This window comes from Mesonia sediminis (assembly GCF_042684705.1).
Lineage (GTDB): Bacteria > Bacteroidota > Bacteroidia > Flavobacteriales > Flavobacteriaceae > Mesonia > Mesonia sediminis.
On the sequence record NZ_JBHULZ010000040.1, the window covers coordinates 1,021 to 20,558 of the forward strand.

Genomic DNA, 19,538 nt, shown 5'->3' on the forward strand with positions numbered 1-19,538 from the left:
GCCGAATTTTCAACTTTATTTTTGTGAATTAAAATGCTGAAACTTTCAATCTCTATGGGTTGTTTTAATTCGAAACTCACTATATCGCCACGAGAATTTTGCGTGTTTATGCCTTTAATATTTTTATTAAATGTACCTATTGTCTTAGTTTCTTTTTTTACCACTACCACTTCCTCCAAATACAATTGCTTATTTATATAAATTAGATTTTTATCAAATTTTCTTTTAGGAATTTTTTCTTGATACCAATAATCAAAATACAAAACAATGGAGTCGGCTTTTTCAATCTTTTCTAGGCTCAGGTCAAGCGCATTATTTTTTCCAGGAAGATATATTATCGGGTCGGTTTGGTTGTATACTTTAAGTTTGTAATTGGAGATGGTATCAAAATCATTATTGGAAACAAAATAATAGTGCTTTTGCGCGCTTACCAAGTTGAACATTAATAAAAGAAACAGAAAAACCAACAAAAAATATTTGTTCATAATTAAAAAATTTTTAACCTCTCCGACAATATATCCGAGAGGTTATGTTCATTCAAAATATTTATCCTTCTGCGACCCATTCTTGCCAAGTGCAAGGAACTTCAACTGAACCTCCTCCCATAGCAATGCCAAAACGATATTTTTTGACCGTGGCATTTCTTGCCAGGTAATAACCGCCTTGAGGCCTTTCTTTTATTTCACAAGGTCCTGGATCCACAATTTCATTGCACCAAAAGCACGCATTGGGTTCGACACCTAATGACGGGGTGTCGAGGTAATATATTAAGTCGATTACTTGATTAGGCTCGAACACCGCAAGGATGTGTTTATTCAATACATTAAATTCATATTCATTGTAGTTTTGATTAAGATGGGCGTCGTGAACAAAGCTAGATAAAATGTTCAAATACTGCATTTGTTCATCGGAAAGTTCGGAATTTTCTTCAAATATATTGTATTTGATAACCCAAAAATTCGCCTTTTCTTCATTTGACAATGCATTAAATTCAGCAGTAGCATTGTTTGAATTGATAATATCAAAATACCAACCTTCTGTTGAATTGGTTTGCATTTCGTATTCCTCAGAAGTTTTAGACCTATTAACATCTTTTAATTGCCCGTTTTTTTCTAAACTCTTTACTTCGTTGTTCAAAACTTCATCTCTTGAACAGCCGAAAAATAATACAATGCCTAATAGTATTAGGCTCAAATTTAATTTTTGATTCTTCATCTTAAAATTTTTATGCTCTCATTTTATTTAGAAAGCTAGATTATTATATTTTAATTAAAATATTGTGATGGATTTTTTGAAACGACATCACTCACATAAGAATGGATGGTCAGTCCTTTTTGACCGTAATGCTGATTTTAATGTGGCATAACGGTTTTGTATATCGATCCAAGTTGCGGTCGAGTTGGGACTAAGATAGCTAAAAAACGCAAACATTTCGAACACGTGAGGATTTATCCGTGAGGATAAATCCGTAGCAATTTGCGATATACGCTGTTAGCAATAGGTTTTTTGTTTTATAATTTTGTCTCTGTTACGTGTAGTTGTATTGCAGGAGTTATAAGAATACTTTTATGTGGGGTTTTAAATAGGTAATTAGCAAAATCATATTTAACCATAAGATTTGAATTACGTAATTCAAGAGATACTTTACCTGAATTTGCGTCTACAGTCTTAGCATAATAGTTGTTTTCATTAGATAGTTGAAACTTCAATTTAGTCCTATCACTATTTTCTGGTATAAATTGATTATAATCTTCATCTAAATAATATAAGGCTTCAATACAAACAAATACTGTTTTGTTTTCTTCAAATACAATATTCTCTTTGTGTTCAATCTCAATTCTATTTTTATCTTTTGGGTTTAAGTAAAGTGTATCGGTTGAATATATTTTTTTATTAAATTGAAGCGTTTGTAGATTGCCAAAGGGCAAACTTTCTTCGACTTCAAAAAAGTGAATTTTATATGCAGTTTTATATTTAACTTTGTCTACATAAAAAGTAGTTTGATTAATATATAAATTCTTTATATAGTTTCTGAAAATTATACCAGAATCTTTATTTGATACTAAAAATCTACTTTGAGAATTTATAATTCTATTTGATTCCCCCAAAATAATAGAGCCCTCTTTTTTTGAAGAAATTACCAGATCATCTAATTGTATGTATTCTTTAGATAGGTAAACGGCTTCATTCAAATTTTCTGTTTCTATAGTGTGCTTTTTATAATCTGTTTTAGTAAATTCTATTTTATTGTATTGTAGACCTTCCGGAATTGGAGTTGCTTTATTATTTTTAGTTATACCTTGGTAAACAACCTTTTTATCATTATAAATTGTAAAGGAAACAGATTCGACTAAATCGTAAGTGTCATTGTCTACAACGATAAATTTTTGACTAAAACTATTTAAAGTTAATAGCAGTAAAATATAAATAATTGCATTTTTCATTTGCTTTTATTAAAAAACGGTACTGCTAAATGTAACAGTACCGTTATTGATTAATTTATGGTTGGTACTCTTCATTACATCCGACAGTTTCTTGCTTGTTAGGGTTGTTCTTATCCATAACACGCTCTTCTTTAGTAATTTTAAAACCAAGAATATAGTATGCTCTATACACACCTCTTACACCATTTACACAAGAGCCATAAGAATAACGCCAACCTAGTGTAACTGGTTGAGGCTCTCCAGTAATGGGGTCTGGAAAGGTAGGGTTTATTATGATTCTAATAATATCAAACTGGTCTGTTGGTCCATATTCATAAAATTGATTTATTTCATTATAAACAACTTGCTCAGCGGTTTCTATGTCTGTTACAGTTAAGGTAAAGTTTTCTCTGTCTACATCTACATAAGTTCCGGTTTCTTCTACTTGGGTACTTTCAAAGATGTACCTGCTAGCTATTTCTTCATCCCCAACAAAAACTTCTCTGACAAGGTAGCCATCAATTTCAGCTGTTCTATTCTCTGATTCGGTGTAATTTTGATAAGAAGTTAAACTTTCATTTAAAGACTTTTCATCAATTGCTACTTCCTCTTCAATTTGTTCATTGTCTACTGAACAACCTGTAAATATAACCGCACTAACAAAAAGTGCAATTAAAAAATGTAATGATAATTTTAAATTTTTCATAATTATTTAAATTTAGTTTGTGCCTACTATTGTTTTATGGTTCCTGTTCGGCTAATTTCCCCATTTTTATTTTAACTTATTGCTAACTCGTTATATCAACCCAAATATACACTTTTAAAACAATTTCTTTATTGGATAAAGTGCAACTAAGTTATTGAGGAGTGAATGTGTTAGAGTCAGATTTAACCAGTCGAGTTGACTCGGTTTAAAAGGCAAGAAGAACGCGATGCAACCGCGCACTAGCGGGGATAGCAATAAACCATTCAATACGCAAAGAGGTGCAATTTATAAGCTTTTTGGGTATCCTAAGTCTACTGCTAAGAAAAGAAATGTTGCTAATCATCTCGAAAAGAGCAGCACAGCAATAGATTAATCCCCATAGTACCAACCGACAAACAGCCGGGTTAGTCAACACGGCGTTCATGTTAGGCTCCCGAAAAAAGAAGCCGGGACAAGCTGTACCGGCCACACAGCTTGCCCCGATTTTTCATTGGGGAACGCTTAGTTATTGTGGGTAGTGTTTTATTCATCCTTTTTTTCTTCTTCTTCCTTAATTGTGTATTTGTCGAGCAATAATTGTTTTTCTTTCTCGTCCAGCTTTTTCCACCTTTCTCTTACAGTTGCAGTTTCTGTTCTTAATTCAGTTGACATATCTGGTTTATCCTCCTCTTCCGGTTCAGGTGGTGTTAACAGCTTAACCTCATTGCCTTTTACGATATGGTCGGTAATAACTTTCGCTACTTCATCTGCTTTTTTAGTTGCTCCAGTTTTTGTCGGTGGCGAATCAGTTTTTAAATTTTCTTTATGTTGTTCAAGAGCTTTTAATTTTATCGAATCCTTAATATTATCTAACATTAATTTTTCTCTTTCTTTCTCCGTTGCAATTAGTTTTTTATTACCCATATATGAAGCAATAATCTCTTTAGCAGTTTTGGATTTATACAATAAATATGCTCCGTAAACTTTTAATCCAGTTTTGATTAATTCAGTCAAATCTATGGCAACATCAAAGTCTATATTAAAGATTACATCTATTGAACCATTCTGAATTTCAACAAGCGAAATTTCTTTTGGTGATTCAGATTTTAATAGAGTATGGTAAATAAGTAAAGTTCTATTCCATCTATGTAATACTCTTGAAAATTCCTTTAAGCTTCCTGTGGATTTAAGGTCTTTGAATATCAGAGACATAACGGCTTGTTCTCCGTCATCGTCATACTCATCATCTTCTGAAACATATTTGTCAAAAGTTGTTTTGACTGTATTTAGTTCAGATTCGTTTGTTTGTATTGCATTTTGAAGTCTATTTAAAATTTGATTGAACTTTTGAAAATATTGTTGACCATCAATTTCTTTGTCCGTATCCAATTCTTCTAATTCCTCCAATGTATTTAGAGAAGTAAATGGCTCATTCTCTCGTAAAACACTATTTAATTCGTTATCAAGGGAATTGTTTTCAAAGTAAATCAGATTCTCCTTTATACTTTGAGAAAGCCCTTTCATAAAGACTAAATTCTGGTTTTGAGCTTGAGCTATTGATTGTTTATAGTCAATCACATCTCTTTTAAATCCAGAGTCGATAACTAACTCTGTAAATATCTTAATCTTATTAAGTAAACTTTCTACATTCATTTCTTTCTATAAGGTTTGGTTACATTACCCACAACGGTTTTGGCTATGGTTTCGTTACGGAATGGTACGCGAGTATCATTCCGCCGTAACCATAAATTTAGCAAAAAGGCTCGAAATTCCGATTAGGAATTTCAGCCGTAATGAACTATAGCCGTTGTTGTAAGCCGTTTTTTATTTGAAAATACTTGTTGTTCCGTTACAAGTCCAAAGAGTTTCACCATCATCGTAAGCATTAAATGTATTAGTCCCTGTAAAATTCCCATTATTTTCTGAATAGATATAGTTTCCAATAAATTCTCGTGTACTACCTGAGGGTAATGTATAAGTTGTCTCAAGTATTAATTCATTTCCATTTAATTCATAATGAGAACTTGTTAAGTATCCAGGGTCAGTGAAATCAACAGTATTGTCTGTTAAAAACCTAAATTCATATGCGTTTCCTTCACCTAAATCAAATCCATTTGAGCATACTTCTCCGTGCCTTTGGAAATTCCAAGTGCCTTCAAGGATTTTTTCTTCTAGACTCATTGTTTCGGTGTTATCATCGTTTGAAGAACAAGAAATTATCAGAATTCCTAAAATTAATGTCAAAAAGTTCTTTTTCATAAGTATTCTATCTGTTTTTTGGGTTTAAATGGCTTACAACTCGTTATATCAACCCAAATATACACTTTTAAAACAATTTCTTTATTGGATAAAGTGCAACTAAGTTATTTAGGAATGAATAAATTAGAGTCAGATTTAACCAGTCGAGTTGACTTGGTTTAAAAGACAAGAAGAACGCGATGCAATCGCGATGCAGCGGGGATAGCAATAAACCATTCAATACGCAAAGAGGTGCAATTTATAAGCTTTTTGGGTATCCTAAGTCTGCCGCGAAGAAAAGAAATGTTGCTAATCATCTCTAAAAGAGCAGCACAGCAATAGATTAATCCCCATAGTACCAACCGACAAACAGCCGGGTTAGTCAATACGGCGTTCATGTTAGGCTGCCGAAAAAAGAAGTCGGGACAAGCTGTACCGGCCACACAGCTTGCCCCGATTTTTCATTGGGGAACGCTTAGTTATTGTAGCACGTTTTTTATTTTAGTTGTCCGTTTATAATTTTCTCTAAATCAGTTATAGACTTGTCCTTTTGACTATTATATCCGTAATGTACCAGTCCAATTCCAAAACCAATCATTATTAATGGAAAAATCAGCAAAATAGGATTAGTTCCTTGATTTATAACTCCTATAATTCCCATAATGAAGGCAAATCCGACAAAAGTCAGCCAGAATAGCATAAACACAATTACGAAAGTGTGAACTTTTAAATCCGCAACTAATTTGGTTCCATTTATATTCGGTTGAATTTTTCCTTTGATTTGAGGAAGAAAAGAATTCCGACCTGTTATTATTCGTTGAATTTCAAACCTGTCTTGTTCAAAATTTCCTTCAAACAATTCCTTTTTATGAGATTTGTCAAATCCAATTTTCAATCCTTTTTTTGGTCGAATATTTTCCGCTAATATTTTTCTAACTTCTTGATTTGAAAGAGTAGTTATTATTTCAATTTTATCAGACGGAATTATCTTCATTTCGTTTTTTTCAAATGTTTGCCAACTCGTTATATCAACTCAAATATACATTTTTAATACAATTTTGTATTGGGTAAAGCGCTACCAGCTAATTGCGATGTAAATAAGACAGGTGCAGTATTAACTTGTTGAGGCTAGTTTTGGTGATAAGGTAAGAAGAACGCGATGCAACCGTGCACTAGCGGGGATAGCAATAAACCATTCAATACGCAAAGAGGTGCAATTTATAAGCTTTTTGGGTATCCTAAGTCTACCCCTAAGAAAAGAAATGTTGCTAATCATCTCTAAAAGAGCAGCACAGCAATAGATTAATCCCCATAGTACCAACCGAAAAACAGCCGGGTTAGTCAATACGGCGTTCATGTTAGGCTGTACCGGCCACACGAACGCTTAGTTATTAGCACCAGTATTTATTCAGTTCCTATTGTTTTTATTGTTACCGTTTTGCTTCCTTTTAATTTCTTTTCTATTTTATCTTTTTCTTTATTAAGTTTTTCTAATTCAATTTTATTGTTCCAGTTTACAAATAAAGATAATGTGTGTTTGTAAGCTCCACTATTCGACATAGAAATATAAAAAGGTAAATAGTTTTTCACTGAATAAACGAAGGTATTTCCAACAGTATTAAATCCAACTTCTTCTGAAGCAACTCCAGAAACAAAATAAAGAGAGAAACTTTCTAATAGATTGCTGACAGTCATTACTTCATCTATTCCTTTATCAATTAATCTTTCAATAGAATCATTTTCGGTGTAGGGAACAACAGATATCTTCTCTCCGTCAATATTCACTTGTGATTTAGAAAAGAAATCAAGTTCTTTTTTTTCAATCACTTTATTTAATTTATTGATTTCAGGAATAATTTTCTCCAAATAGAAATTACACTGTTCAGCAGCAATTTTGAATGCTTCTCTTTTTGAAGTTATTTTTCTTGTTTCTTTAGATATTTTTAGTTGTTGCAATCCGATTATTGCTACAATAACAAGAATGATAGTTGCAATGTAATTTATTATTTCTAAAACTTGTAAAGTTGTTTCCATTTTCATATTGGTGCTAACTCGTTATATCAACCCAAATATACACTTTTAAAACAATTTCTTTATTGGATAAAATGCAACTAGGTTATTGGGAAGTAAATAAGATAGAGTCATCATTAACCTGTCGAGTTGACTTGGCTTAAAAGGGATAGAAAACGCGATGCAACCGCGCACTAGCGGGGATAGCAATAAACCATTCAATACGCAAAGAGGTGCAATTTATAAGCTTTTTGGGTATACTAAGTCTACCGCTAAGAAAAGAAATGTTGCTAATCATCTCTAAAAGAGCAGCACAGCAATAGATTAATCCCCATAGTACCAACCGACAAACAGCCGGGTTAGTAAACACGGCGTTCATGTTAGGCTCCCGAAAAAAGAAGTTGGGACAAGCTGTACCGGCCACACAGCTTGCCCCGATTTTTCATTGGGGAACGCTTAGTTATTGTGCAACGTTTTTTATTCGTTAAATTCAAAATTCGCTTTTTTCTGTTGATATAACTTTTTAATTTCGCAAAACCAGTCATCATAGAAACTTACTAGTTAGTTACGGTTAACTGCATACTAATACTATATGTTTGTGATTTTTTCCATAAACCATTAATATTATACCAACTATCAGTATAATTATCAACGCTTATTGCGTCAATTGATGGTTCATAATAATACCAGTTATTATTTTTATTAGGAAAACATTTATTTTGATTCAAAAAAATATAATTCAAGGCGATGAAAACACCTTTTTCAGGAAAAGTTATATTTAAATGGCTTAAGTCTAATTCAAATGCGTTGTGCCCTTTTTTTAAATTGCATATTATGTCTTCATTATTAAGGATTCTACCTGGCTTACCATTGTTATCTACGGAATAAATGAATACTGATAATATTCTATTTTTATCCGAGCATAATGTTTTAAACTTAACTTTATCTAGGAATACTATATTTTGAGTTGGTTTTTTAAATAATTTAGAAACTTGTGATATGGTGTTATTTTGAATAGTACAAACAATGCCTACATTTCCATTTTTAGCTTTTCCTAATTTATATTTTTTTGAATTTTTTTTCTGAGTTAAAACAACCTCACTTAATGTAATTGGTTTAATTTCCATTAAAATATTTGATGTGTTTTTAATTGGAACACTATCAAGAGTTTTATAACCAAGTGCTTCTATCTTAATTGTTGAATTTAAGTATTTATCTTTAATTTTAAATATGCCTAAAGAATCACTAGAAGTTAATATATTATTATTTGCATAAATATAAGCATATTTTATAGGTGAATTATCCTCAGATGATTTTAAAGTATATAGATTTTGACTTTGACTAATATTGCAATAAAAAACTATAAATAAAAAGATAAATTTTGCTCTCATCAATAAACTATTTCAAATAATAATCAAACTTCAAAACCAAAATAAAATTCAAATGTCACTAAAAATTTTGATTTATAAATGTTGCACAACTCGTAATATCAACCCAAATATACACTTTTAATAACAGTTCCTTATTGGATAAAATGCATCAAGGATATTGGCTCGTAATTAAAATAGGTTTACCTTAACCTATCGAGTTGACTTGACTTAAAAGGGATAGAAAGCGCGATGCAAGCTGTACCAGGCATTCGAACGCTTAGTTATTGTAAGTAGCGCTTTTTTAGTTCACTTACTTAATTTCAAAATCCGAAATGCTCCTTGAATTACCAATGCAAAAACAATTGTTCCGATAATCAAATCAGGTTTATTAGAACTCAAATAATGCACTAAAATTCCTGCAATAATTACTCCCAAATTGATAATCACGTCATTCGAAGTGAAAATCATACTCGCTTTCATATGTGCTTCTTCTTTGCTCTTTGACTTTTGCAAAATATAAAGACAAATTCCGTTTGCAATAAGTGCAAAAATCGAAACTATAATCATTGTTGAAAAATCGGGAAGTTTCTCGTTTCCGAAAAATCTTCTCAAGACTTCTACAAATCCAATAATCGCAAGTATTATTTGAAAATATCCAGCAAGTTTGGCAATCCGTTTTTTCTTTATTACTGTTCCGCCAACCGCAAACAAACTAATTCCGTAAACAAAACTATCGGCAAGCATATCCAAACTATCGGCAACCAATCCCATTGATTTCGAGATGAGCCCTGTGGTCATTTCGATAATGAAGAAGACAAAATTTATCGCCAGTACAATCCAAAGTAGCTTTTTTTGGTTGGTGTTTTCTACAAAATCTTTTTTGTTGGTTTCTTCGGTCGAGATTTTCTTTCCGCCTAATTTTAATTCGATAATTGACTTTTCAATTTGGTCGTTATGACCATCGTGAAAAACGGTCAATTTTCGGTTGGGAATGTCAAAATCGAGATTTTTGATTTCTTCAATTCCGTCCAGTTTCATTCGGATTAGATTTTCCTCGGAAGGACAATCCATTTTACTGATTTCAAAAATTGTTTTGTTCATTTTAGTCGTCATCTTCGTTTCCAAAAGGTTTGATAATTATTCCAACGCTAAATATAAAACCGTCTGTTGGTGCATAGATTTCGGGAAATTCTGGATTGTCGTGTGGTGGCAAAACCAAAGGCGAGAATTTGCTTTGTCTTCTATCGGTAAAGTTTTCAAAATTCACAAAAGCACTACCAAATTTAAAGTTTCGCATTAACAATAATCCCATCGTTACAAAATCGGTTGTTTCTGTTCCATTAGACAAAAATTGTTTTCCTGTGTAAAACGTTTCATAACCGATTCGCCATTTTTCAGATTCGTACATCAAAACACTTCCTGCGTTATGTTTTGCAGTTAGAGGTTTTTGTGGATTGCCAGCCAAATAATTCAATTTTGTGTCAATGAGTGCATAATTCAAGAACCAACGAAAATCTTTATAGGTAAACTTGATGTTTGTTTCAGCACCTTTGCTCAAAATTTCATCTGTTGCATTCTCAAATTGGAAAAATCCATTATCAGTTGAATTTAACAGTAATGCATCATTAATCGCAGTTATATAAAACAGTTGATTAATAGAAAAACCAATTGTTTCAAATAAACGTGTTTGATAGTTGAAGTCAAGATTTACACCGTAAGAACGTTCCGCATTTAGTGAAGATTTATCAATACCAAGTACATTTTCAAAATTGATAAATTCCGCCTCTTCTGTAAAAATATCAGGAATTTTGTAACCTAAACCACCACCAATTCTGCTGGAAAATCCGCTATCGTTTTTGTATAGCAATGAAACTCGTGGAAGCGGGAAAAAGCCAAAATCGGTATTGTAATCTGCTCGCAATCCTGTTTCCAAAATCCAATTATCCGAAATGTCATAAATGTTATTTACAAATGCTCCATAAGTTATATCCGTTTGGTCGCGTTGCAAAGTTGCATTATCATTTTCATCAAAATCAGAAGCATATAGGTTTGCACCAAAAATCCAATCAGTTTTATTGGCTGACTTTTGATAGTTTATTTCTGTGAATGTATTGGTTTGTTTACCGTCAAATGTAAAATCGGGAATGGTCAGTTCTCTGTCGAAGAACGAGATACTATTTTTGATAGTTAATGAACTGACGGAATCTATTTGAGTTTCGTAAACCGCTTGACTGCTCAATCTTTTCGATACGTTTTCTTCGGTATATTGATGGACGCCATTTTCGCCACTTTCAATTTTTGTGATGTCGCCACCAATTCTGTCGTCATACGTTCCGTTTAAGCCAAACCAAAATGTTGTTTTTTCCGATGGATAATAAAAGAACTTTGGGTTGAATGAAATCGAAGTTGTTTTTGGCAAGTTACTAAAGTCATCATCTTCTGGGTCATACGCTTTTTGATAATGACCTGAACCATAAAGTGAAACACCAAATTTTTCATTTCGTTTGCTATAAAATACATTCGCAGTACTTCCTAACGCTTGTGTTTGTGTCAACATAATATCCAAAGTTGGTTCTTCATCTGGTGTTTTTGATACCATATTTATCAAACCTCCAATTGCTCCACCACCATAAAGTGTTGATGAACTTCCTTTTATTATTTCAAATTGTTTTAAGTCCAATGGCGGAATTTGTAAAATACTCAAACCGCTGGAAAAACCGCCATAAAGTGGAAATCCATCTCTCAAAAGTTGTGTATAGCGTCCATCGAGACCTTGAATTCTAATGTTGGTATTTCCGCTACTTAACGAAGTTTGTTGCATCTGTATGCCTGTACTTTCTCGAAGTACCATTGAAATATTTGTCGGGTTCATTACTGCTTTTTCGCCTAATTCTTCCGCTCCAATAAATTCAATTCGAGTTGGAATTTTTCTAACAGTTCGTGTACTTCTTGAAGATTGTATGACAACTTCGTCAAGTTCATTACCTCCAGATTCGAGCTTGAAAGCGAACTCCTTTTTTGTTCCAACATCAATAGTAGTTTCTATGGTTTTGAAGCCTATGTATGAAATTTTTATAATGTGGTTTCCATTTGGGATTTCTGTAAATGTGGCAATTCCGTAAAAATCTGTTACTGCTCCTTTTGCTAATTCTTCAAAATAGACGGTAGCACCCAATAATGGTTCGTTGGTTCCTGCATCGCTAACAGAAATGGAAATATCGCTCGTCTGTGAGAACGATATGATTGATACGAATAAAAATAATGTGTTTAAAAATATGTTTTTCATCTGCTTATTCTGATTTAAAAGAATAGTACAAATGTAAATTCCTTTTATTGCAACTCGATTGCAAAGATTACTTGTTGCAGTTGTCGCACAAGCCTTTTACAACCATATTAGCTTGTTGTAGTTTGAAGTTTTGAGGAAGTTCAATTTGAGGAATTGGAACATCGAAAAGGCAGAATGTTTTATCGCAGTTTGTACAGTAAAAATGATAGTGCAAATCCTTTGGGTCGCAGTTACAGCCTTTGGCACAAACCGCATATTTGGTCATTCCAGAACCATCTTCAATGCTGTGGATAACTTTGTTTTCCTCAAATGTTTTCAGCGTTCTGAAAATCGAACTTCTGTCAGTATATGCCAATGCGTTTTCAATATCTTTCAACGATTGTGCTTTTTCTTGGCTCAAAAGATGACGTAAAACCACAGTTCTGACTGCGGTGTTTTTTACTTTTTTTATTTTTAGGATTTCTTCTTCGGTTTGCATTTTCCTAATGTATCATTTTTTTCGAGCGTTGGCGAAAAACAGCTCTTTTATTTTTTTAGCGTTGGTATTTCGCGTTGGCAAAAAAATAAATGTGCTGTTTGTGCGGTTGGCTTTTTTAGTTCAAATGTTGAATTTAGCACGATTTTTTGCATTATGCACAACGGCAGTCCGTCTCAAAACTCAAAACAACCTTATGAGAATCAAGTATTCTAAAATTTTCTCAGGTAGCTACCCGAATACTCAATACAAAATTAGAGGTTTTGAGACAGTCTGACGGGATTGTATAACGCCTCGTGTTGTGCGCTTGTGAAGTTACGTATTTTTCAGTTAAAGCTAGTTTTGTTATAAATCTGTAAGAAATCAAATACTGTTAACCAGCCGTGCACAATACGCGTTATACGTTGTTGCCACCAGTTATTTTTTCCATTTATTTCTTTTTTCATTCCATTCTTTCCAGAACTGCAAATATCCTCTTCGGTCAAATTCGTCTTCCGGGATTTCTTTTTCAGGACTATTTTTATAAAACTCCTCAACTTCATCGACAAAACTTAAAACTTCGCTTTTATAATTCTCAAAATCAATTTTTGTTTCAGTTCCGCTTTCTGTTTTCAGCGTTACAATTCCGTTTTCGTGAGTAACTTCCCAATCAATTCCAGTCGGACAACTTCCAATATAAACTTCTTCCATATCATTTTCAAATACCAAAAAGTGTCCACAACAAGGGACTAATTGGTCTCCAACGGGATTTTCCTTTGTGTGATTCCGTTCCAAAGTACGAAGTAAGAGTTGAGCGGTTGCACTAATCGTCCAGCCACTATTTTCGGTTTGGTCAACAACAATTTCATTTCCAATATTCACTCGTATTTGTCCGTGAGCACATAAGTCAGTTTGAGTATCTGTTTCAGATATCCAATTTGTTTTTAGAAGTTCAATTTTGAAGTTTTCCGAGGTCATTTTTTAATTGGTGGCAACTCGTTATATCAACCCAAATATACACTTTTAAAACAATTTTGTACTGGGTAAAGCGCTACCAGCTAATTGCGATGTAAATAAGATAGAGTCATCATTAACCTGTCGAGTTGACTCGGTTTAAAAGGCAAGGTGAACGCGATGCAACCGCGCACTAGCGGGGATAGCAATAAACCATTCAATACGCAAAGAGGTGCAATTTATAAGCTTTTTGGGTATCCTAAGTCTACCGCTAAGAAAAGAAATGTGGCTAATCATCTCTAAAAGAGCAGCACAGCAATAGATTAATCCCCATAGTACCAACCGACAAACAGCCGGGTTAGTCAATACGGCGTTCTTGTTAGGCTGCCGAAAAAAGAAGTCGTGACAAGCTGTACCGGCCACACAGCTTGCCCCGATTTTTCATTGGGGAACGCTTAGTTATTGTGCGTTCGTTTTTTATTTCCATTGTCTGTTTTTTAAGTTGGTTTTCTTTAATGAATATCCATCGTTAAAAAACAATTTTCCATTTTCTAAAGTCATTATTTTATCAGTCAAAAATCTTGGTACAGCATTTAAGTCCAAATCCCTTACAATAATTTCTATTTCGTTAAAATTCGGATTGTCGATTTTTATAGTTTCTTTTTGTCCTAAATAATGATATGTAATCGTCTTAATTTCTTGAGCTTTCAATTCCGCAATTCCATTCACGTCAGCCGCTTTTCCCTCGTTTTGGTCATTAATTACAATAAATGCTGCTGCAAGTGGTAATTCTAAATCTCGGATTGTGATTTTCACGTTGTCAATTCGGTCAGGATTTATTTTTCCGCTATAAGTCGTGCTTGGGTTTTTTGGTTGTTCAAATGTGTTTAATTTTATACTGTCTTTGGATATTTGCTCCCAATTTCCTTTTACAACAGTTCCACCATCAACATCCATAAAAATGAAATATTCAAAAGTTTTGTCCGATTTCAGTTCAATTTGAGTACAAGCTAAATAATTTTTTCCGCACTTTCCATATAAACCAATTACCGATTTATTCGTTGAGCACGAACCAAAAAAAAGTAACATTAAAATCAGTTTAATGTATTTCACGGGTTTTCTTAAATGACGCACAACGGTTTTGTTTATCTTTCAGTTGTGGGAATTTAGGAAATGAAGATAGTAAAAAGAAATGACTTCGACGCGCCAGCGTCTGTGTCCGCAGGACACAAAGCCACGATTGAAGATAAACGTTGTTGTGCAAAGTATTTTAATTCGTTTTAAAAGGACAAGAAGTCCAAGGATAAGCACATTGGTCTTTTCTTTGTAACCATCCAATTTTTTTTTCACCATTAGTAATAAATGATACTTTAGCCCAAAGTCCGTTTATTTCTATTAGTTCTGTTTCCATAAACTTTTCAGATTGATAAACTATATCAGAATTTAAATTAGGGTTTTTAAAGAATTTAATTCCAATCTCTTGTGAAACATTTAGATCCGCAATATTTATTTTTAAGTTTTTTGCGAGAATCCAACTGTCTTTATATTTTTTAAAATCATTTGCATCTTCATTATCACCGCACGAAGGAACTACCAGAATATTTTCAATCTTTAACCAACCATTTTTTGAATCGGAAATTGCGAATTTGTACCAACAATTCTTTTCAGTCAATTGATTCAATTCGCCAATTTTATATCCATTTGGTTTATTGAAAATTAGAATTGATTCATTTGATTTTTTAGAGTAATAACATTCAACAAAATCCTCAAAGAATATTTTTTGAAATTCTTGTGCTGAAATATTTAAAGAAATCAGAATTGTTAATATTAGAGTGAATTTTGTCATATTTTGCACAACTCGTTATATCAACCCAAATATACACTTTTAAAACAATTTCTTTATTGGTTAAAGTGTAACTAAGTTATTGAGGAGTGAATGTGTTAGAGTCAGATTTAACCAGTCGAGTTGACTCGGTTTAAAAGGCAAGAAGAACGCGATGCAATCGCGCAGCAGCGGGGGGAAGGTTTAGTTATTGGCACTAGTTTTTTAATTATTGAAATCAACTATGTAATCCAAAGTTTTTCCTGCATCGATAAATAGCGTATCGTTTTCTCTCGTTGTTATATCGTTAATTTTACGTACAATTTCAATAACCACTGGTTGATTTCCTGCTGTTTCCAATAATTGATTGCTGTCAAACTCGTTTGTCCAACCTCTTATATTGCCATCGATAGATTGAGAAAAACCTGAGGGTCGTGGATATTCAAAATTTGTCCAAAGTCGGTCACTACCTTGGATGTCGTCAAGATTTAATAGAGTTAAATTCACAAAAGCTTTCTTAACAATATTATGGTTCCGAACAACCAAAGTATCCCGAACAGATGGAATTGACGGCATTCCATTCAAATCTGAACGAAGAAATTCATTTTCATTAAGTCTATCAAATCTCATTCTATGAATTCCGCTTTCTAATTCGTCGTCTCGCATAAAGAAACTTATACTAAAGTCGCCATTTGAGTCAGTTCTTGCAGTCGCTTTTGTTCTTACTGTTCCGAATCCTAAGCTTGTATTGTCCCAGACAACAGTAATTTTCTGATTTGTTATTGGTGTAGTTCCATCATCAGTCATCAATTTTCCGACTATTTCAGTACAATCTGCTTCACAGTTTTGACTTATTAAATCATCTTCCTTTTCGCAACTTTGAAACGCAAAAGCAATTATTACCAATATTATTAAACTCTTTTTCATAGACGTTTTTCATAATTGTAGGCAACTCGTTATATCAAATCAAATTTACATTTTTAATACAATTTTGTACTAGATACAGTGCATCAAGGTTATTGGATCGTAATTAAAATAGGTTTACCTTAACCTGTCGAAGCTATCTTGGTTTATAGGGCTATGAGAACGTGACGCAAGCTGTACCAGACATACAAAGGCTTAGTTCTTGTGGTGTAGTTTTTATTCTAATTATTCCTTGCCAAGTTTAATATCATACCAATCAATTTTTCTAGAAAAATACATCACGATACCCAAAATGACAAACATTCCAAGACTTCCAATCAATAGAGCATAATCTTCTAATTGGATAATTGTAAAAATAAAAGTATACATAATAAGTAAAATACTAAAAATGAAGAATCCAATTTGTTTTGATCTTAATATTGCCATTGTATATAGTGAAATTAATGTAAGCGTTAAAACAGTGGCTAAAATATATGAAAGATTGAATTTTATATGTTCACTAAAAGATAATAATAGGGTATAAAAAACAATCAAAGCTATACCTACCAATAGATATTGTATTGGGTGAATAAAAACTTTTTTCATAATTTCTACAAAAAAGAATGTCATATAAGTTAAAACTAAAAGCAAAATCGCATATTTGGCAACGCGATAAGACTTTTTGTAATTATCAACAGGTAATAGCAAGTCAGTCCCAAAAGAACTTTTTTCGATTTGATATTTACTACCTGTCCATTCTTGCGGAAAGTTTCTGTTTAAATGAAGAATGTTCCAATTTGAAGTAAATCCTTGATCAGAAACGGTTCGTTCGTCAGGTAAATAAGTTCCAGTAAAACTAGGAGTGTTCCAATCTGAAGAAATATTAACATCTGTAGTTTTGCCTACAGGTGTGAAGTATAGGTATTGACTACCTTTTAAGTCGATTTCAGTTGTAAATTCATAATTAACAATGCTGTCCTTACGCAATGGTACTAATGCATTTATTCCACTTGAAACAATTTGTTTATTAGATGTACCAGAATTAAAAGAAATATTCTTATTATTCCACTTTAGAGATACTTGCTTCTCTATTCCCTTTAAATCGTTAATTCCAAAGTTCAGTGAAGCCTTATCGAAATGAATATTGGCCTTTTCGATATCAAATTGTTTAAAATTAATATTATTGAAATTTCCATTAATTTTTAATTTAGATTCATATACCACTACTTCATAAATTCCTCTATATCTTTTTTCTGGTTTTATCTCCCCACGTATATCTAAATTTTCTGGTAAAAAATGTGCCCATTCTTTGACTTTTACTATTTCATTAATAGAATCTTTTTTATTGAACCGCTTTACATATCGATCGTAAGGGATTGAAATAAATGGCCCCGTAATTGTTTGACCGCTTCCCCACTTTAAGCTAACTTCATCAATTGCATTAGTTTGAACATCTTCTCTTTCATCAATTAAATCTTTAACCATCGAAGTCGGAATTAACAAGATTAGGATTAAAAAAATAATGACTCCAATTTTAAAAAAAATATTTGATTTGAGTTTTTCCATAGTCTGTATTTATTTTATTCTGTTAAATTTTTTGTGTCTATTGTCCTGTAAAATTAAATTTTAAAGATGAGGAAACGGGTTTGAAAAACCGTCAGTCACGGTTTTAAAGTTAATAATTTTCGGATAAGTACAGACGTCAGCAATTCCGAGTAGATTCGGACGTAGTCTCCCGACGGCTCGGGACGCCGTAATTGCGGTTATACATTTTAAGTACGTGTAATCTAAATTTTATATCTATAGTGTCCGATTATTTTATAGTCAAATAAACAGTCTTCTAAAACTTGTCCGTCACCAATGTTATGAACTATTAAATTCCGCTTTCCGTCTTTTGATTTTTTATCTACCACGATTCCAATATGAGTTTTAGATCCACCTAAACTCCAACAAACAATATCTCCAGGTTTATAATCGATTGCTTCTTTAGATATAGATTTTTCGGCACCTTTTCGTTTAAAAAAAGTCATTAAATTGGGAACTCTCCGATGGTCAATATTTTTGTCGGTTGATTTAAGTCCCCAAATTTTTGGATAAGAACTAAAGTTTACCTTCATATCCTCGTGCACTTCTTTTTGCAAGTCAATTCCAATTTTTCGGTAAGCACGAATTACAACGTCAGTACAAACACCTTTGTCACTCGGAACATCTCCGTTAGGATAATCAATTGAAAAGTAGCTCGGGTCATAAGTTACCTTTTGTTTTGTCAACTCAAGTGCACAGTCGGATAAATCATTTTTCTCAACCGTTGTTTGTGAAAAGCAGAGCTTAAAACTTAAAAATAATGTTATTAAAAATAATTTTTTCATATTGAGGGTAAGATGTTTGGTTATGGTTTCGTTGCGTGGTTTAACACCTAATTTAGCAAATAAAAACCGAAAAGAAAATCCGCGAGGATTTTCGTAAGTAGGCGAGAACCAGCCATTAATTATACACGTTGTTGTAAGTAGTGCTTTTTTAGTTCACTTACTTAATTTCAAAATCCGAAATGCTCCTTGAATTACCAATGCAAAAACAATTGTTCCGATAATTAAATCAGGCTTATTAGAACTCAAATAATGCACTAAAATTCCTGCAATAATTACTCCCAAATTGATAATCACGTCATTCGAAGTGAAAATCATACTCGCTTTCATATGTGCTTCTTCTTTGCTCTTTGACTTTTGCAAAATATAAAGACAAATTCCGTTTGCAATAAGTGCAAAAATCGAAACTATAATCATTGTTGAAAAATCGGGAAGTTTCTCGTTTCCGAAAAATCTTCTCAAGACTTCTACAAAACCAATAATCGCAAGTATTATTTGAAAATATCCAGCAAGTTTGGCAATCCGTTTTTTCTTTATTACTGTTCCGCCAACCGCAAACAAACTAATTCCGTACACAAAACTGTCCGCAAGCATATCTAAACTATCGGCAACAAGTCCCATAGATTTTGAGATAATTCCTGTTGTCATTTCAATAATGAAAAAAGCAAAATTTATGGCAAGTACAGACCAAAGTAGTTTTTTCTGATTTTCGTTTTCTTTAAATTCCGTACGGTCGGTTTGTTCCGTTGAGATTTTTTTTCCACCTAAATTCAATTCGATAACGGACTTTTCGATTTGGTCAATTTCTCCGCTGTGAAAAACGGTCAATTTTCGATTCGGAATATCAAAGTCCAAATTCGCAATGCTTGAAATTCCGTCCAATTTCATTCGGATAAGATTTTCCTCTGAAGGACAATCCATTTTGGTAATTTCAAATATTGTTTTATTCACTTGGTTTCTGGGTTTTTCGGCATTACTTACAACGGTTTGTGTATGGTTTCGTTGCGTGAAAATCCGCAAGGATTTT

The 19,538-nt window shown here is 32.8% G+C and carries 19 protein-coding genes; all 19 read right to left on the minus strand.

Translation table 11 applies throughout. The features are described 5' to 3' along the window. A partial coding sequence (locus tag ACFSQ0_RS07340) for a hypothetical protein (protein ID WP_379046339.1) occupies positions 1-485 on the minus strand: 485 nt, incomplete at its 3' end. Positions 486-546: 61 nt separating this feature from the next. Further along, positions 547-1,215 carry a hypothetical protein gene (locus ACFSQ0_RS07345; protein ID WP_379046342.1) on the minus strand — a complete coding sequence of 223 codons (669 nt, stop codon included), beginning with the start codon at positions 1,213-1,215 and terminating at the stop codon, positions 547-549. 296 nt (positions 1,216-1,511) lie between these two features. Continuing rightward, on the minus strand, positions 1,512-2,444 hold the full coding sequence (locus tag ACFSQ0_RS07350) for a hypothetical protein (protein ID WP_379046345.1): 933 nt from the start codon (positions 2,442-2,444) through the stop codon (positions 1,512-1,514). Between the two features lie 55 nt (positions 2,445-2,499). Next, a complete protein-coding gene (locus ACFSQ0_RS07355) occupies positions 2,500-3,129 on the minus strand; it encodes a hypothetical protein (protein ID WP_379046348.1) in 630 nt (209 codons plus the stop codon). A 522-nt stretch (positions 3,130-3,651) separates the two neighbouring features. Continuing rightward, entirely contained in the window at positions 3,652-4,761 is a 1,110-nt protein-coding gene (locus tag ACFSQ0_RS07360; RefSeq protein WP_379046351.1) for a hypothetical protein, read from the minus strand. A 171-nt stretch (positions 4,762-4,932) separates the two neighbouring features. Beyond that, positions 4,933-5,367, minus strand: coding sequence for a hypothetical protein (locus tag ACFSQ0_RS07365; protein ID WP_379046353.1), 435 nt, complete (start codon positions 5,365-5,367; stop codon positions 4,933-4,935). A gap of 475 nt (positions 5,368-5,842) precedes the next feature. After that, positions 5,843-6,340 carry a hypothetical protein gene (locus ACFSQ0_RS07370; RefSeq protein WP_379046356.1) on the minus strand — a complete coding sequence of 166 codons (498 nt, stop codon included), beginning with the start codon at positions 6,338-6,340 and terminating at the stop codon, positions 5,843-5,845. A 410-nt stretch (positions 6,341-6,750) separates the two neighbouring features. Then, positions 6,751-7,386: a hypothetical protein gene (locus ACFSQ0_RS07375; RefSeq protein ID WP_379046359.1), complete on the minus strand. Its 636-nt coding sequence runs from the start codon at positions 7,384-7,386 to the stop codon at positions 6,751-6,753. A 527-nt stretch (positions 7,387-7,913) separates the two neighbouring features. After that, on the minus strand, positions 7,914-8,747 hold the full coding sequence (locus ACFSQ0_RS07380; RefSeq protein ID WP_379046362.1) for a hypothetical protein: 834 nt from the start codon (positions 8,745-8,747) through the stop codon (positions 7,914-7,916). 285 nt (positions 8,748-9,032) lie between these two features. After that, positions 9,033-9,827, minus strand: a complete 795-nt coding sequence (locus tag ACFSQ0_RS07385; protein WP_379046366.1) for a cation transporter — start codon at positions 9,825-9,827, stop codon at positions 9,033-9,035. 1 nt (position 9,828) lies between these two features. Then, positions 9,829-12,012, minus strand: a complete 2,184-nt coding sequence (locus ACFSQ0_RS07390) for a TonB-dependent receptor (RefSeq protein WP_379046368.1) — start codon at positions 12,010-12,012, stop codon at positions 9,829-9,831. A 67-nt stretch (positions 12,013-12,079) separates the two neighbouring features. Beyond that, a complete protein-coding gene (locus ACFSQ0_RS07395) occupies positions 12,080-12,490 on the minus strand; it encodes a Fur family transcriptional regulator (RefSeq protein WP_047788656.1) in 411 nt (136 codons plus the stop codon). A gap of 414 nt (positions 12,491-12,904) precedes the next feature. Further along, positions 12,905-13,444, minus strand: a complete 540-nt coding sequence (locus ACFSQ0_RS07400; protein ID WP_379046371.1) for a hypothetical protein — start codon at positions 13,442-13,444, stop codon at positions 12,905-12,907. A gap of 453 nt (positions 13,445-13,897) precedes the next feature. Continuing rightward, positions 13,898-14,509 carry a hypothetical protein gene (locus tag ACFSQ0_RS07405; RefSeq protein WP_379046374.1) on the minus strand — a complete coding sequence of 204 codons (612 nt, stop codon included), beginning with the start codon at positions 14,507-14,509 and terminating at the stop codon, positions 13,898-13,900. A gap of 181 nt (positions 14,510-14,690) precedes the next feature. Continuing rightward, on the minus strand, positions 14,691-15,266 hold the full coding sequence (locus ACFSQ0_RS07410; RefSeq protein WP_379046377.1) for a hypothetical protein: 576 nt from the start codon (positions 15,264-15,266) through the stop codon (positions 14,691-14,693). A 201-nt stretch (positions 15,267-15,467) separates the two neighbouring features. Then, the gene (locus ACFSQ0_RS07415; protein ID WP_379046380.1) at positions 15,468-16,169 is read right to left on the minus strand and encodes a hypothetical protein; all 702 of its coding nucleotides are present in this window, start codon (positions 16,167-16,169) and stop codon (positions 15,468-15,470) included. Between the two features lie 222 nt (positions 16,170-16,391). Then, the gene (gene creD, locus ACFSQ0_RS07420) at positions 16,392-17,711 is read right to left on the minus strand and encodes a cell envelope integrity protein CreD (protein ID WP_379046383.1); all 1,320 of its coding nucleotides are present in this window, start codon (positions 17,709-17,711) and stop codon (positions 16,392-16,394) included. Positions 17,712-17,932: 221 nt separating this feature from the next. Then, positions 17,933-18,514, minus strand: coding sequence for a DUF1287 domain-containing protein (locus tag ACFSQ0_RS07425; RefSeq protein ID WP_379046386.1), 582 nt, complete (start codon positions 18,512-18,514; stop codon positions 17,933-17,935). Between the two features lie 153 nt (positions 18,515-18,667). Then, positions 18,668-19,462: a cation transporter gene (locus tag ACFSQ0_RS07430; protein WP_225037337.1), complete on the minus strand. Its 795-nt coding sequence runs from the start codon at positions 19,460-19,462 to the stop codon at positions 18,668-18,670. Positions 19,463-19,538 lie beyond the last annotated feature (76 nt).